Source organism: Seonamhaeicola maritimus (assembly GCF_008056315.1).
Classification (GTDB): Bacteria; Bacteroidota; Bacteroidia; order Flavobacteriales; family Flavobacteriaceae; genus Seonamhaeicola; species Seonamhaeicola maritimus.
In genome coordinates, this window is the sequence record NZ_VRKQ01000016.1 from 114,247 (window position 1) to 130,445 (window position 16,199).

Annotated in this window: 14 protein-coding genes; 10 read left to right on the forward strand and 4 right to left on the reverse strand. The window is 32.2% G+C overall.

Annotated features, from left to right (window positions below; translation table 11 throughout):
- Positions 1-81: 81 nt before the first annotated feature.
- The 7 genes from FUA22_RS14545 to FUA22_RS14575 all read left to right on the forward strand — a co-directional run bounded on the left by FUA22_RS14545 (position 82) and on the right by FUA22_RS14575 (position 7,370).
- The gene (locus tag FUA22_RS14545) at positions 82-285 is read left to right on the forward strand and encodes a membrane or secreted protein (protein ID WP_147769321.1); all 204 of its coding nucleotides are present in this window, start codon (positions 82-84) and stop codon (positions 283-285) included.
- A gap of 6 nt (positions 286-291) precedes the next feature.
- The gene (locus FUA22_RS14550; RefSeq protein ID WP_147769322.1) at positions 292-1,404 is read left to right on the forward strand and encodes a glycosyltransferase; all 1,113 of its coding nucleotides are present in this window, start codon (positions 292-294) and stop codon (positions 1,402-1,404) included.
- On the forward strand, positions 1,395-1,943 hold the full coding sequence (locus tag FUA22_RS14555) for an RNA polymerase sigma factor (RefSeq protein WP_147769323.1): 549 nt from the start codon (positions 1,395-1,397) through the stop codon (positions 1,941-1,943). The genes FUA22_RS14550 and FUA22_RS14555 overlap by 10 nt, the downstream gene beginning before the upstream one ends.
- Positions 1,940-3,169 carry an Nramp family divalent metal transporter gene (locus FUA22_RS14560; RefSeq protein WP_147769324.1) on the forward strand — a complete coding sequence of 410 codons (1,230 nt, stop codon included), beginning with the start codon at positions 1,940-1,942 and terminating at the stop codon, positions 3,167-3,169. Before FUA22_RS14555 ends, FUA22_RS14560 begins: the two co-directional genes overlap by 4 nt.
- 37 nt (positions 3,170-3,206) lie before the next feature.
- Positions 3,207-4,085, forward strand: coding sequence for a lipoyl synthase (gene lipA / locus FUA22_RS14565; RefSeq protein ID WP_147769325.1), 879 nt, complete (start codon positions 3,207-3,209; stop codon positions 4,083-4,085).
- Positions 4,086-4,087: 2 nt separating this feature from the next.
- Entirely contained in the window at positions 4,088-5,104 is a 1,017-nt protein-coding gene (gene gap / locus FUA22_RS14570; RefSeq protein WP_147769326.1) for a type I glyceraldehyde-3-phosphate dehydrogenase, read from the forward strand.
- Between the two features lie 64 nt (positions 5,105-5,168).
- The gene (locus FUA22_RS14575; RefSeq protein WP_241664838.1) at positions 5,169-7,370 is read left to right on the forward strand and encodes an ATP-binding protein; all 2,202 of its coding nucleotides are present in this window, start codon (positions 5,169-5,171) and stop codon (positions 7,368-7,370) included.
- Position 7,371: 1 nt separating this feature from the next.
- Here FUA22_RS14575 and lpxK read toward each other — a convergent pair whose 3' ends face one another.
- Entirely contained in the window at positions 7,372-8,370 is a 999-nt protein-coding gene (gene lpxK, locus FUA22_RS14580) for a tetraacyldisaccharide 4'-kinase (RefSeq protein ID WP_147769328.1), read from the reverse strand.
- A gap of 139 nt (positions 8,371-8,509) precedes the next feature.
- Between lpxK and FUA22_RS14585 the strand changes: the two genes are divergently transcribed.
- From FUA22_RS14585 to msrA, 3 genes are all read left to right on the forward strand, one after another.
- Positions 8,510-9,604 carry a Nif3-like dinuclear metal center hexameric protein gene (locus tag FUA22_RS14585; RefSeq protein WP_147769329.1) on the forward strand — a complete coding sequence of 365 codons (1,095 nt, stop codon included), beginning with the start codon at positions 8,510-8,512 and terminating at the stop codon, positions 9,602-9,604.
- A 3-nt stretch (positions 9,605-9,607) separates the two neighbouring features.
- Positions 9,608-10,387, forward strand: coding sequence for a zinc ribbon domain-containing protein (locus FUA22_RS14590; RefSeq protein WP_147769330.1), 780 nt, complete (start codon positions 9,608-9,610; stop codon positions 10,385-10,387).
- 289 nt (positions 10,388-10,676) lie between these two features.
- The gene (msrA, locus tag FUA22_RS14595; protein ID WP_147769331.1) at positions 10,677-11,336 is read left to right on the forward strand and encodes a peptide-methionine (S)-S-oxide reductase MsrA; all 660 of its coding nucleotides are present in this window, start codon (positions 10,677-10,679) and stop codon (positions 11,334-11,336) included.
- 278 nt (positions 11,337-11,614) lie between these two features.
- Here msrA and FUA22_RS14600 read toward each other — a convergent pair whose 3' ends face one another.
- From FUA22_RS14600 to FUA22_RS14610, 3 genes are all read right to left on the reverse strand, one after another.
- The gene (locus FUA22_RS14600; protein WP_147769404.1) at positions 11,615-11,953 is read right to left on the reverse strand and encodes a DUF4870 domain-containing protein; all 339 of its coding nucleotides are present in this window, start codon (positions 11,951-11,953) and stop codon (positions 11,615-11,617) included.
- Between the two features lie 74 nt (positions 11,954-12,027).
- Positions 12,028-14,073 carry an adenylate/guanylate cyclase domain-containing protein gene (locus FUA22_RS14605; protein WP_147769332.1) on the reverse strand — a complete coding sequence of 682 codons (2,046 nt, stop codon included), beginning with the start codon at positions 14,071-14,073 and terminating at the stop codon, positions 12,028-12,030.
- A 63-nt stretch (positions 14,074-14,136) separates the two neighbouring features.
- Positions 14,137-16,173, reverse strand: a complete 2,037-nt coding sequence (locus FUA22_RS14610; protein ID WP_147769333.1) for an adenylate/guanylate cyclase domain-containing protein — start codon at positions 16,171-16,173, stop codon at positions 14,137-14,139.
- Between the last annotated feature and the right edge of the window lie 26 nt (positions 16,174-16,199).

A 16,199-nucleotide genomic window follows, 5' to 3' on the forward strand; every position in this document is an offset into this window, starting at 1 on the left:
CACTTAGTCACATTTCCTTTTGTTACCTCTATTTGAAGAAAATATTTGATAAAAGTATTACCTTTGTCCAAAATAAATTCAATGAAACTTTTCTTAATTACAGTTCTAATATTAGGTATTGCCATTGCAGGTATAGCTATTAAAATATGGGCAAAAAAAGACGGTAAATTTGCTGGTACTTGTGCAAGTCAAAATCCTGTTTTGAATAAAGAAGGGGAAGCTTGTGGATTCTGTGGAAAAACACCAGATCAGTTTTCAGATTGTAATGAACCTCAACACTCATAATCTTTCATGATATTACTTGATATTATTTACTATACATTTATTGTTATAGTTGGTATCCAAGTCTTATTCTACCTATTTCTCTTCGGACGGTTTTCCTTTTCAAAACCGAGTAAAAAATCTCCTAAAAAGATTTCAGTTTCTGTAATTATTTGTGCTAAAAATGAAGCTGAAAATTTAAAAAACTTTTTACCCTCAATTGTTTCACAAGAATATCCAGACTATGAGATAGTGCTCATAAATGATGCTTCACATGATGAAACTCTAGAAGTCATGGAAGCCTATAAAAGCAAATTCAACAATATTAAAATTGTTGATGTAAAAAATGTAGAAGCTTTCTGGGGAAACAAAAAATATGCATTAACACTTGGAATAAAGGCTTCCAAAAATGATTACCTCCTTTTTACAGATGCCGATTGCAAACCCGTTTCTAAGTATTGGGTAAGAGAAATGAGTTCTCATTTTAACAATGATAAACATGTTATTCTCGGATACGGGGCTTATTCAAAAATTAAAAACTCCTTTTTAAACAAACTTATTAGATTTGAAACATTGGTTACTGCTATTCAGTATTTTTCATTTGCCAAACTGGGTATTCCGTACATGGGAGTTGGCAGAAATCTGGCATACACTAAAAAGGAATTTTTTAATGCCAATGGGTTCATAAATCATATTCAAGTGCGTTCTGGTGATGACGATTTATTTATTAACCAAATAGCTACAAAAAGTAACACCACTATTTGCTATACTAAAGATAGTATCACAATATCCCCTCCTAAAACTTCATTTCAAGATTGGTTTAAACAAAAAAGAAGACATGTTTCCACAGCCAAATTTTATAAATTAAAGCATAAGGTATTACTAACGCTAGTTTTCTGTACACAATTTTTATTTTGGATTTTAAGTATAATACTATTAGCATCATTATTCAATTGGCAAATAGTATTGTCCTTATTTTTATTCAGAATAATTATTCAATACATTGTATACGGTCTATCTGCCAAAAAATTAGAAGAAACAGATTTACTGTGGCTACTTCCTTTTTTGGAATTCTTTTTAATTATATCTCAATTAACTATCTTTATAAACAATCTTATTTCAAAACCTAACCATTGGAAATAAATGATGCTATTAAACGCGCTAAGGAAAACGACCAAAAAGCGTTTAATTATTTACTAGATACTTTTTGGGATGATGTTTATGGCTTCCAGCTAAAGCGTGTTGAAAACGAAAATGATGCTGAAGATATCACTATCCAAACTTTCTCAAGAGCCTTTGATAGAATAGAAACTTTTGATGATTCTTTTAAGTTTAAAACATGGTTGATTACCATTTCAAAGAACATTCATATTGACCTATTGCGTAAAGAGAAAAAGTCTATATCTCAAATGGTTTCTAATGACGAAAAATCGGTTCTACAAATTTTAGACGAATCACCTTCCATTGAAGATAAACTAATTACGGAACAACATCTAGCTAAATTGCTTAGGGACATAAAAAAACTAAAACCTCATTATCAACAAGTTATAAACTTGCGCTACTTTCAGGAGTTGAGCTATAAAGAAATCTCTAAAGACCTTAATGAGCCTATAAACAATGTGAAAGTAAAATTATTGCGAGCAAAAAAACTACTTGCCGAAATTATTCAAAATTCCAAATGATTAATAAGCTTAAATACTTAGGTCCTGGTTTATTATTTGCTGGAGCCGCTATTGGCGTATCGCATTTGGTTCAATCTACCAGAGCTGGTGCCGATTTTGGTTTAGGGTTACTTTGGGCTTTACTTTTAGCCAACTTATTTAAATACCCATTCTTTCAATTTGGCCCTAGGTATGCTGCTGCCACAGGTGAAAGTTTATTAGATGGCTATAAAAAACTTGGAAAAGGCATATTAGTTACGTACTTCATTTTAACTTTTGCTACCATGTTCACCATTCAAACCGCTGTTACAATTGTTACTGCAGGTTTAGCTTCTTCTATATTCGGGAATTTAGGTTTCAACCCAGTGCTGGCGGTTAAAGTATGGACTGTCATTGTACTAATAGTTTGTTTATTACTACTTATACTAGGTAAATACAAACTCTTAGATAATATGATAAAGGTTATTATAATTATTTTATCAATTAGTACAATTTCGGCTGTAGTTATGGCTCTTTATGGGAATGACTCAAGTGTTTCACTTGCACAAGTATTCCCTAAAGAAACTGCTCAAGTAGCTTTCCTAATAGCTTTTATGGGGTGGATGCCTGCACCACTGGATATTTCGGTTTGGCACTCATTATGGGCGGTAGAAAAACGAAAAGATGATGAAGAATTCAAATCTAAATCAGCCTTATTCGATTTTAATGTTGGTTATATTGGCACAGTTATTTTAGGTATTGGTTTCGTACTTCTAGGATGTCTGGTGATGTTTGGTTCAGGAGAAACTTTTAGTAATTCAGCTGGAGGTTTTTCAGGTCAACTCATACAAATGTATACCACTAGCTTAGGTGAATGGGCTTATATTTTAATTGGCATTGCTGCATTTACTACTATGTTTAGTACTACACTTACTTGTTTAGATGCTTCACCAAGAGCCATGGATAGAACTTTGGAACTTTTAATTGGCAGAAACTATAAACGCGGTTATTTAGCGTGGATTCTATTGTTGGTTATTGGCACCATTGGCATATTTTTCTTTTTTGCATCAGAAATGGGACTACTTATAAAAATTGCAACCATTCTTTCGTTTATAACGGCGCCGTTCTACGCAATTATTAATTACAAATTAATCTCTGGTAACCACACACCTAAAGAATGGCGGCCTAACATAAAAATGCATGTTTTAAGTTGGTGTGGTATGATCTTTTTAATAGGATTTAGCATCTGGTACCTTATTACTTTATAAAAGAATACTTTGTATCTTTGCGTTTCATTTTTTGACTATGCAAAAGGAAACCACATCTAATATTTTACCTGAAAGAAAACCAAAACCCAAATGGCTTCGAGTAAAACTTCCAACAGGAAAAAAATACACCGAATTAAGAGGGTTAGTTGACAAGTATAATCTAAATACAATTTGTACTTCTGGTAGTTGCCCTAATATGGGAGAATGTTGGGGTGAAGGCACTGCTACCTTTATGATTTTAGGTAATATATGTACTCGTTCTTGTGGATTTTGTGGGGTAAAAACAGGGCGACCAGAATCTGTTGATTGGGATGAGCCTGAAAAAGTAGCTCGTTCTATTAAAATCATGAACATTAAACATGCTGTTTTAACCAGTGTTGATAGAGATGATTTAAAAGATATGGGGAGTATAATGTGGGGAGAAACGGTTAAAGCTGTTCGTAGAATGAACCCTGAGACTACTCTTGAGACATTAATTCCAGACTTTCAAGGTATTGAACAGCATATTGAAAGAATTGTAGATGTTACTCCTGAGGTCGTGTCACATAATATTGAAACCGTAAGAAGACTAACAAGAGAAGTTAGAATTCAAGCGCAGTATGATAGAAGCCTAGGCGTTCTTAAATATTTAAAACAAGCAGGACAAAGACGAACCAAATCTGGAATTATGCTTGGTTTAGGTGAAGCCAGAGAAGAAGTTATTGAAACACTCCATGAATTAAAAGATAATGATGTTGACGTGGTTACAATTGGTCAATACCTTCAACCAAGTAAAAAGCATTTACCGGTTAAGCAATTTATTAATCCAGACCAATTTAAAGAGTATGAAGAAATTGGTTTAAGTCTTGGTTTCCGTCATGTTGAAAGTAGTGCTTTAGTGCGTTCATCATATAGAGCACAAAAACACATTAACTAGTCATGATTACTGTTGCAATCAACGGTTTTGGAAGAATAGGCAGACGTGTTTTTAGACTTCTTCAAGATTATAAAAACATAAAAGTTGTTGCTATTAATGATTTATCTGATGCCAAAACTTTAAGCCACCTCCTTAAATACGATAGTATTCATGGTCTTTTTAATGGACCTATTTCTTTTGATGAGAATTACATTATTGTTGATAAAGAAAGAATTCCGCTTTTAAACAAAAAACACCCAAAAGATTTAGATTGGATACCTTACACTGTTGATTTTGTAATTGAGGCCACAGGTAAGTTCAAAATCACATCGGATTTAGAATATCATTTGAAGAATGGTGCCAAAAAAGTCATTCTAAGTGTTCCTCCTATAGAAGATGATATTAAAACTATAGTTTTAGGTGTTAATGATGGTATAATTGACGGTTCTGAAACCATTATCTCAAACGCGTCTTGTACCACCAATAATGCAGCACCAATGATTGATATAGTAAATAAACTATGCGGAATTGATCAGGCATACATTACCACTGTACATTCATATACTACAGATCAAAGTTTACATGACCAACCACATAGAGACTTACGTCGTTCAAGAGCCGCTAGCCAATCAATAGTACCAACAACAACGGGAGCAGCAAAGGCTTTGACAAAAATATTCCCTAATTTATCAGATGTTATTGGAGGTTGTGGCATTAGAGTTCCTGTGATTAACGGTTCTTTAACTGATATTACTTTTAACGTAAAAGACACCGTTTCTATTGAAAATATTAATAATACTTTTAAAGAAGCATCACAAAATAATTATAAAGGCATTTTAGAGTATACTGAAGATCCTATTGTCTCAATTGATATTGTTGGAAATACGCATTCCTGTATTTTTGATTCCCAAATGACTTCGGTAATTGGAAAGATGGTGAAAATCATTGGTTGGTATGATAATGAAACTGGATATTCTAAACGAATTATTGACTTAATATGTTATTTGTCGGAAAAAAAGTGTATTTTGTCGATAAAATAATTATATTTGTCAGTAATCTTGAACTAAGATGTCCCAAATTAAACAATATATACTTGCACTAACAATGTTACTTGGCATAGTTGCATGGTCTCAAAAAACCATACAAGATGACCCTGAAATTCAACAAAGTAACATTAATCATCGTATAGATCGATCTCAAGAAGAATTAGAAAAATTCAATTATTCTGAAGCCCAAAGGAATCTTGATGAAGCCCTAAAAATTGCCAAAAAAACCAAAAACAAAAAGAGTATTGCTATTATCAATACTCATAGAGCCAAGATTGAACTTATAAATAAAGAGCTTGATAAAGCATTTATATCTTTAAATGAAGCCATTAAAATTCAAAACGAAATAAAAGATGATGCTAACTTGGCAAACTCTTATAAAACCTTAGGTGAATTTTATATAGTTAAAGGAGATTATTATAAAGCAACTGACTATTTCAAATCTGCCAAAAATCTTTTTGAGCAAGAGGAATTAGAGCATGGTATTCCACAAACACTTCTTTTAGAGGGTAAAACATTCATGCTACTTAAAAACTATAGAACAGCTAGAGCTGTATTAGAACAGGCTACAGCCCATTCTAAAAAATTAGGCTTATTAAAAACTCAAAGTGAAGCCCTGATAAATCACGGTTTAGTTTATAATGAACTAGGAAATAATGTGAAAGCCATAGAATTAGCTAATAATGGTTTACAAATAGCAAAAAACAATAATTTTACCGCTATTTTAAATGATGGTTATTTAGTAGTAAGTAACTTGCACAATACTATCGGAAATTATCAGCTTTCTAGAAATTACTTGAGTAACCATTTAATATTATCAGATTCAATAAGAAATCTAACAACAATTAGTTCAAATAAAGAACTAGAAACTCAATTCTTATTAGATGAAAAAAATGATAGAATTAAAGAACTAGAAGCTGAGGCCAAAGAAGAGAAAGAAGATGACGGTGTAAGAACACTTATCTCCATTTTAAGTGTAGCACTCATAACAATATTATCACTTTTAACCTTGTCGTTATATAAAAATAATAACATTAGGTTAAAGACCAATAATATGCTTCATAAAAAGAATGGTGAACTTATTATTGCCAAAGAAAAAGCAGAATTAGCTTCAAAAACTAAAGCAAATTTCTTGTCTACTGTTACTCATGAGTTACGCACTCCACTTTATGCAGTAACGGGTTTAAGCAACATGCTGTTAGAGGAAGACCCAAAGCCTTCACAAATTCAGCATTTAAAATCATTAAAATTTTCAGGAGATTATCTGTTAACTTTTATTAACGACATTCTTCAAATAAACAAAATTGAAGCAAATAAAGTCAACTTAGAGCCAGAACCTTTCAACTTAAGAAAAAAAATAAGTAATATTATTTTGGCACTTAATAATTCCGCTGAGGACAATAATGTAAAACTTCATTTTGAATTCGATAAAAATCTACCGGAAAACTATATAGCAGATCAAATAAAAATATCACAAATCCTTATCAATCTTATTGGCAACTCTATTAAGTTCACAAAAGATGGGGACATTTGGATTAGAGTGTATCAAATGGCTGTTAAAGATAAAATCTATAAACTTAGGTTTGAAGTTGAAGATAATGGTATAGGAATTAGTCAGGAAAAGCAAGATAAAATGTTTGAAAGCTTCTCTCAAGGTTCCATTCAGATTAATCGTAAATATGGGGGTACTGGTTTAGGCTTATCCATAGTTAAAGGTTTAATTGATATTTTAAATGGAGAAATTCATGTTAAAAGTGAATTAGACAAAGGAACAACTTTCTACTTTGAAATTCCTTTAGAATACACCGAGGTTAAAGAAATAGCTCAAACTAAAACGTCTTATTTTGATAAGGAGACTAATGAGTTAGATCTTACCAACGTTAAGATTTTGGTAGTTGAAGACAACAAAATCAACCAAATGATTACTAAAAAGATTTTAACTAAAATGGATCTTAAATGTGATATTGTTGATAATGGTGAAGAAGCCGTGGATATGATTAAAACAAATGATTACAACATTATTTTAATGGATATTCACATGCCTGGAATTAGTGGTATTGAAGCCACTAAAATTGTTAGAACCTTTGATAAAGAGCTTACTATTTTTGCCTTAACAGCTGTAACCATTGAAGACAAAATGCATGAATTTGAAGAAGCTGGTTTCACAGATATTATTCCAAAACCATTTAAGCAAGAAGAGTTTGAGAAAAAACTATATAACGCTCTAGCTTCGAAAGAAGGTAAATCTGCTACGGCTTAGTTTATACAAAATTTAAAATCAACCCATTTAAAGACTCTGCCTTATCAATAGCTGCTTCTATTGGTAGATAAAACAACTTATCTTTTAAAGATTCATATTGCTTTAATCGCATATAATCCTTTTCGGTAGTAATTATAAGGGTTTCATTATTTAAATCATCAATTTCATTTTGGGTAAAATTATGATGATCTTTAAAATTAAGATGTTCAAAATTTAGACCTTTTTCAGATAAAAAAGATACTAAAGGAGAAGTATTAGCAATACCAGTCACTAAAGTAAACGCCTTTAACTCTTTAATTTCTTTTGAAGATTCATCAGAAAACACCTTATTGGAATACCTTATTGAACTGAAAAAAACTTGTTGACTTTTTTTTGGGTTAATCCTACTAATAAATTCCAATTTTTCATCTTCACTTATATTTATAGGACACTTGGTTACAATTATAACATCAGCTCTATTAGCGCCACTTCTAGGTTCACGTAAATTACCAGTTGGCAATACATAATCACTAAAATAAGGGTTACTATATGTGGTTAATAAAATATTGAATCCCGCATTTACCTTCCTATGCTGAAAGGCATCGTCCAATAAAATAACCTCAGGGACATCATTTGCTGATATTAAATTTTTTATTCCATTATTCCTATTAGCATCAACAGCCACTATAATGTCATCTTTATACTTATTATAAAACTGAAAAGGTTCATCTCCAATACTATCTGCATTTGAGTTTTTATCAGCTAACTGAAACCCTTCTGTTTTTCGTTTATAGCCTCTACTTAAGGTGGCTACTTTAAAATCTTCTTTAAGTAGATTAATTAAATACTCAATCATTGGCGTTTTTCCTGTGCCACCAACATTTAAATTTCCAACACAAATAACAGGAAAAGCATATGAAGTTGATTTTTTAACCCCGGCATCATACAGTTTATTTCTTAGGCTTGTCACCAAATAATAAATTGGAACAATTGGTAATAATATTTTTCTAACTAACTTCATCAGAGCGAAATCTTAATAAATATATGGGTTCGAATATAATCAATTATTAAATCATTTAAGATTACACAAGACCTTTAAAATCAATAAAAGTGAACTAGTGAAAGTATAATATTTTATCTTTGAAGCAAATAAAATACTTATGATTGTTCAAGACGTCATTAATCATTTAGAAGAATTAGCACCTTTGGCTTACGCCGAAGATTTTGACAATGTTGGCCTTTTAGTTGGCGATAAAAACCAAAAAATTACTGGAGTTTTAGTCACCCTGGACACCCTAGAAAGTGTTGTAGACGAAGCCATTGCGGAAAACTGTAATTTGATAGTGAGCTTCCACCCGATTATTTTTAAAGGGCTAATAAAAATCACTGGTAAAACTTATGTAGAGCGTGTAGTTTTAAAAGCCATTAAACACAATATAGCTATTTATGCAATTCATACGGCTCTAGATAATGCGTTACAAGGTGTAAATGATATGATTTGTAATCAACTGGGTTTGATTAATAAAAGAATACTCATTCCGCAATCTGCAACTATTAAAAAACTTACAACCTATGTTCCAAAAGAGGAAGCCGAAAATTTAAGAACAGCTTTATTTGAAGCCGGAGCTGGAAACATTGGTAACTATAGCAATTGTAGTTTTAATAAAGAGGGTATTGGAACTTACCAAGGCAATATAGATTCCAACCCAACCCTTGGCAAAAAAGGTGAAACACACCATGAAGAGGAAACCCAAGTCTCAGTAATTTTTGCAAAACATCTAGAATCAAAAGTTATAAAAACTTTAATAAGCTCTCACAGTTATGAAGAAGTGGCTTATGAAGTTGTTACCATAGAAAACAAGAACCAAAATATTGGGATGGGAATGATTGGTGAGCTTGAAAACTCCTTAGATGAAAAAGACTTTTTAACACATTTAAAATCTAGTATGAAAACAGAGTGTATTAGGTACTCTTCCTTTTTAAATAAACCCATTAAAAAAGTAGCTGTTTTAGGTGGCTCAGGTAGTTTTGCAATTAGTGCTGCAAAAGCCTCAGGTGCAGATGCATTTATAACAGCAGATTTAAAGTACCACGACTTTTTCACAGCAGAGGATAGTATTCTTTTAACAGATATTGGACATTACGAAAGTGAACAGTTCACAAAAAATCTTTTAGTAACGTATCTTACAAAAAAAATCACTAATTTTGCAGTCGTTTTATCAAAGACCAATACAAATCCCGTTAAGTATTTTTAAAGTATGGCTAAAAAGAAAGAAGTAACTGTAGAAGAGCGTTTGAGAGCTTTATACGATTTACAACTCATAGACTCACGCATAGACGAAATTAGAAATGTTCGTGGAGAACTTCCTTTAGAAGTTCGTGATTTAGAAGATGAAGTAGCTGGACTGAACATTAGATTAGAAAAACTTGTTGCTAGTTTAGAAGTAATTGACAACGATATTAATTCTAAGAAAAATCTTATTGAAGAATCTAAAGCTTTAATAAAAAAGTACAGTGAACAACAAAAAAATGTTAGAAATAACAGAGAGTACAACTCATTAACTAAAGAAGTTGAATTCCAAGAACTTGAGATTGAATTAGCTGAAAAGCACATTAAAGAATTTAAAGTTCAAATTGAGCAAAAGAAAGAGGTTATTGGCGAAACTAAAGACCGTTTGAAAGAACGTGAAACTCATTTAAAGCACAAAAAAGGTGAGTTAGATGATATTTTAGCTGAAACTGAAAAAGAAGAGCAAGCTTTAATTGACAAATCAGAAACTTATAAAACTCAAATTGAAGCCCGTTTGGTTGCTGCTTATGACAGAATTAGAGGTAGCGTTAAAAACGGATTAGCAGTAGTACCAATTGAAAGAGGTGCTTCTGGTGGTTCTTTCTTCACCATTCCGCCTCAAGTGCAGGTAGAAATTGCTTCTCGTAAAAAAGTAATTACAGATGAGCACAGTGGTAGAATTTTAGTTGATGCCGCTTTAGCTGAAGAACAAAAAGCAAAAATGGAAAAAATGTTTTCTAAACTTTAATCCATTTAAAATATATATTCAAAGAGCCTTCACATTGTGAGGGCTTTTTTTATTTTGGACGTTACCTCTCCTCGGGTCGTGCTTTTCACGTTACACGGTAACTTGCTAGAAATGCGAAGCATTCCAGATTCCCTCTTTATAAAAGTCATAATGCATGAGTAATTCCTAACGCAGAATTAGGAACCTAAAAAGCCACCATTTGTACAGTTCCAAAAGTCAATCATAAAAAATCAAACCAACAATAACATTAAGGTTTTGTATTTTTATACGTCTGAAGAAAGAAAAAAACATGAAAAACCTAATCACACTTTTAATAGTTACATTATTTTTTAGCTGCCAAAACATAGCACAAACAAAAAAGGCTCAAGAAAACGTTATCAATGCAAAACCTATTGAGGTTCCTTTAGAAAACGGAAAAGCCAGAGCATATTTTGCCAGCGGTTGTTTTTGGTGTGTAGAAGCTGTTTATGAAAGTGTAAAAGGTGTTGAAGAATCAATATCAGGTTATTCTGGCGGACATTCTGACAACCCAACTTATGAAGCCAGCAATACCGGGTGCACAGGTCATGCTGAAGCTGTAGAAATTATTTACGAGCCTAATGTAGTAAGTTTTGAAACCCTAGTTGATGTTTATTTTGCTTCTCAAAACCCAACACAAGTTAATGGTCAAGGACCAGACAAGGGCTCTCAATACCGTTCTATTATTTTCTACCAGAACGAAGCACAAAAACAAATTATACTTAAAAAGAAAGCAGCTTTGGCTAAAAAACTAAACGCAACAATAGCTGCCGAAGTATATCCATTTCAAAAGTTTTGGATAGCAGAAGATTATCACCAAAACTACGAACGTTTACACCCAAATCATCCTTATATTCAGCGTATTTCTATTCCAAGATTAAACAGGTTTAAGTCTAAATTTCCTAAAGAATTACTTAAGGAAGGGCATTAATATCTCACTTGATTCTATGTAGAATTTCGGACCCTTTGGTGATCTTGGAATAAACTTTCTTGGGAAACTTTGATTATTAACCTGGTTCTGGCTAAGCTAAAATAGCGATTATTATAAAAATATTTTGGGAACTCTTATCATTTGAAAATTGAGTAGACTCTCTAAACAAAAAAACGCTCACAAATAAGTGAGCGTTTTGGTTTTATCTCATACTAACTAAACTAACTAATAAAATTAAGAGATAAAGGATCTTATTTCATGTTCTTTTTCTTTATTCCTTAATTTATAAAATTAATGGTTAAAGGGTATTTAGGGTTTTCTCCATTGCTTGCTTTAATAGCATTTATAATTGGGAATATAAATGAAAAGATTCCTAAAACTATAAAGCCTAACAAGCCTAATCCAAAGAATAAAATTCCTGGAATACAAATTAAAAAATAGACTATTAAACTCAATTGAAAGTTTATAATACTCTTTCCATGAGCATCCATTTTATCTACTTTTTCTTTTTGAGTAGCCCAAAGTATTAATGGTAATATTAGGCTACCAAAACCCATAATAAAAAGCACTAACTGACTTAAATGGGTGATAACAATTAATTGATTGTCTTTGCGCATCATAGCATTGATTGTTTTGATTGATTACTAATATGACGCTATCAAATTAAAAATGTTACAAGAAATTGAAAAAATTAATTTTCCGTAATCCCATGAGTCTTAAGCAACTCTTTAAACTCAGGATCATCTTTTAAAAACCGAAAGAACTCAGGTACTTCTCGTCTTAAAGTTGCTGTCTGTTTGTTTCTAACAGTATCTATATGATATAACACACTATCTCTAACTCCTAAACCAGCAAATACTACTGCTAGCTGTTGACTTTTTTCCTGAGGTCGTGCTACTAAACGAATTGTATCTATAATTCTAAAGGCATTAGCAGTATCACCTACTTTTGCATAAGAAAAGCCTAAAAAGCGGTTATATACATTCTCCTCAGATACCAAGTACTTAAGAGGTTCTATGGCTTCTTTATACTTTTCTTGATCTGTATAAATTCTAAAATAAGTTCTATTAATTACAAATTGATTGTTCTCCTTACCTAGCTTTTCAACTTTCTTCATTATCATTTCAGCTTCTTCATATTTATGTGTATAAGCCAAGGCAGTAGCATAATTATTAGCCACAGCAAAAGACAAGGGGTCTAACTTATATGCAATACGTGCCTGTACCAACATTCTATCATATTGCCTAGAATAGTAATAAAAAGTTGCGTATTGATGCCTTGTAGTTAAGTCGTTAGGTGATAACTTTATAGCTTTTTGAAAAGCTTCCTCAGCCTCTTCATGTTTGCCTTCAATATTATTTATAAATCCTCTAACTGAATAAATCCTTGGTACTTCACTACTAATTTGTTCTGCTTTGTTAAGGTATTCTCTTGCTAATTCCGAAGCCTCATTAACATCCCTTCCAGAATAATAGGTTTCCAAATAAATAGAGTTTGCTATTTCAGCATAAGCCTCTGCGTAATTGGAATCTAAAACAACAGCTTCTTTATAAAGGGTAATACTTTTTGATATACTTTCAGAATTCCGTTTATCTGCCTCACTCCTACCTTCTAAAAAAAGTTTATAAGCGTCAATATTTTGGGTGGCAATATTAGATAAGCTTTTCTGTTCTTCGAACGATAAATTAAGTTCTAAGGCATTTACTATTTCTTTAGATACTTCAGTTTGAACAGTAAATACATTTGTGATAGTTTTATCGTAATTCTGAGCCCATAAATGTTCATCATTATAGGCATTAATTAACTGCGCAGAAATCCTAATATCATCACCGTATTTTCTAATACTTCCTTCTAAAATATAAGACACCCCTAGTTCTTCGGCTATTTCAGGAATGGTTTTTTCAGTTTCCTTATATTGCATTACCGACGTTCTGGAAATAACCCGTATCTCTTTTAATTTTGATAGTTGCGTAAGAATATCTTCGGTTATACCATCCCTAAAAAACTCTGCATCCTCATCACTGCTTAAATTATCAAACGGTAAAACGGCAATAGATAATTCTTTTACTGAATTATTAGTAGTGATTTTAATGGATTTGATATTTAGCGCAAATACAACCAAAGCTATAAGAGCTACCAACCATATTAAACTGCTCTTTCTTTTATAAAAAGGTGGTTTATATTTTTCCTTTTTTTCTTTTAGCTTACCTTTTACATCTTCTGGTTTTGGAACCACTAAACCATTATTTGCAATAGCAAAAATTGGCATAGCGTCATCCACATTCTTAAGCTCATAAGCGTCTAAAAATTTAGACTGTATATGTTTATGACTCCTAATTTGATCGTGAACCTTATCCGAAATTAAAACACTTCCGGCTACCGCACAAGATTCAATTCTTGACGCTACATTAACGGCATCACCAATAATATCGTCTTTAGACCGAATGATATCTCCGACATGTATACCAATTCTTACTGGTATTTTAGGTTCTTCTAAAAAAGCTTTTTGTAATTCTATTGCGCAATCAACAGCTTCAACAGTGCTTTTGAAAATACTCAAAGTGCCATCACCAAAATATTGAATAATTCTACCATTAAAGGCTTCGGTGGTCATTTCAAAAGCGGTGCGATGCCGTTCTCTAACCAAAACAGCTTCTTTCTCGTCATACTGCATCAAAGATGTGTATCCTTCAATATCAGTAAACATAATGGCGGCAAGTTGTCTGTTTTTAGACATATCGTAGTATTATTTACTTATAAAATTAACCAAATAGATGCGAAATAGCAGTGAAAAAAATAATTAATCAATTTTATTTAACAACGCGATAAACCGAGGTTCATTTTGAAATACCCTGAATTTAATGTCATGCTTCAATCCCCAGAAAAATAATCCCTGTCCTCCAAATTCATAATCTCTTTCTAAATACTTTAAAGCATTTTCTTTTTCACCAAGCCCCATATATATGGTAGCTATCATATATGCAGGCACATATACTTTCTTATTCTTATCAAGTTGATAATCTAAAATTCTTTTCGCTTTGTCATACTGCCCTGTTTTTCCGTAGCAATAACCAAGCATCCAATTTGTATTTGAAGCCACACTTCTGGACGTGTATAATGAAATTGCGGCATCATACTTCTCAAGACCGGACAAAGCTGTGGCTTTAGTCCAAATTAGCATATTATCATTAGGAAACCGATTCAGGGATTTATCTACTAAATCAATGCCTTTTTGAAACTCATTTAAATAATAATAAGCCTGAACCATATCCCCAACATATTTTGAAGATAACGGGTCTAGTTTTAAAACCTTATTAAAGTTTTCTTCCATGAGTTTAAGATCTCCTTCAAAAGCATAAATCCACGCCAATTTATTATAAGCCCCAACATAACTAGGGTTAATTTCTATGGCCTTCTTTAAATATCTTATAGCTACCTCCTTTTCATATTTGTAGTAGCTAATAGCGCCTAAAACTCCATAAACACCACCATCATTAGAGTTTATTGCTAGAGCCGTTAAAGCAGGAATTGAAGCCAATTCAAGCATTTTTTTAGGAGATTCCCTCCCCCAAAATATATATTCCATATAAGTTTCAGCCACACCAACATAAGCCCTGCAAAATTCAGGATCATATTCTATGGCCTTTTTAAAAAGATCTTCCGCTTTTATTAGTTCCTCTACTTTTCCACCACCTTGGTGCAAATACCTTTGTCCTTCTTTAAAAGCCGTATAAGCCTCGGCACTCTTTGTTGGCTGATTGTCAATTCTAAGAACTTCATTGTCGCTAAGGGTTATTTGAAGTGCACTAGCTATATCTCTTGAAACGTCACTTTGAATTTTAAAAATCTCAACTAAGGTGTTGTCATAGTTATCAGCCCATAAATTTTTATCTTCCTTGGCATCAACCAAATTGGCATTAATTCGTACTTGATTATTATTAACTCGCACGCTACCTTCCAAAAGGTAATTAACATTTAACTCATTGGCAATTTCTTTAATTGTCTTATTACTGTTTTTGTAATGCATTGCTGAAACTCGAGAAATCACCTGCAAATTCTGGATTTTGGAAAGATGAGTAATAATGTCTTCGGTGATGCCATCGGTAAATATATCAGAAGCATCGTCGTTATTCATATTCTCAAAAGGAATAACCACTAATGTAGCTTCCTTTTTAATACTATCTACATTGGAAGTTTTCATAACATAATACGCAAGCGCTAAAATGATAATTGATAGAAACCCTAACACATAAAGACTCTTTTTTCTGTAAAACTCAAACTCTTTAGATTCTTTAGGTTTTGTTTTTCCTTTTAGACTTTCCTTTTCAGGAACTTTTAAGCCACCTGTAGTAACAGCAAAAATAGGTATGGTCCTATTCACATTTTTAAAATCTACTGCATCAATAAATTCGGTATTGATATTACCTTTATTTCTTAATTGATCATTAATCTTATCAGACACCAAAACACTTCCAGCTACGGCCAAAGATTCTATTCTAGAAGCTATATTAACAGCATCTCCTATTATATCTTCCTTAGAATATATAATATCCCCTACATGAATTCCTATGCGAACAGGTATATTAGGTTCTTCCAAAAAGGCTTTTTGAAGTTCTATGGCACATTCTACAGCTTCAATAGTGCTTTTAAAAACACTTAAGGTTCCATCACCAAAATATTGAATTAACTGACCATTAAAAGCTTCGGTAGTTATTTCAAATGTCTTACGATGTCTTCCTCTTATTGAAATAGCCTGACTTTCATCTTTTTGCATCAAAGAAGTATACCCTTCAATGTCAGTAAACATGATGGCTGCAAGTTGTCTGTTTCTTGCCATTTTGGTTTAACGTTAGGTGTTTACTA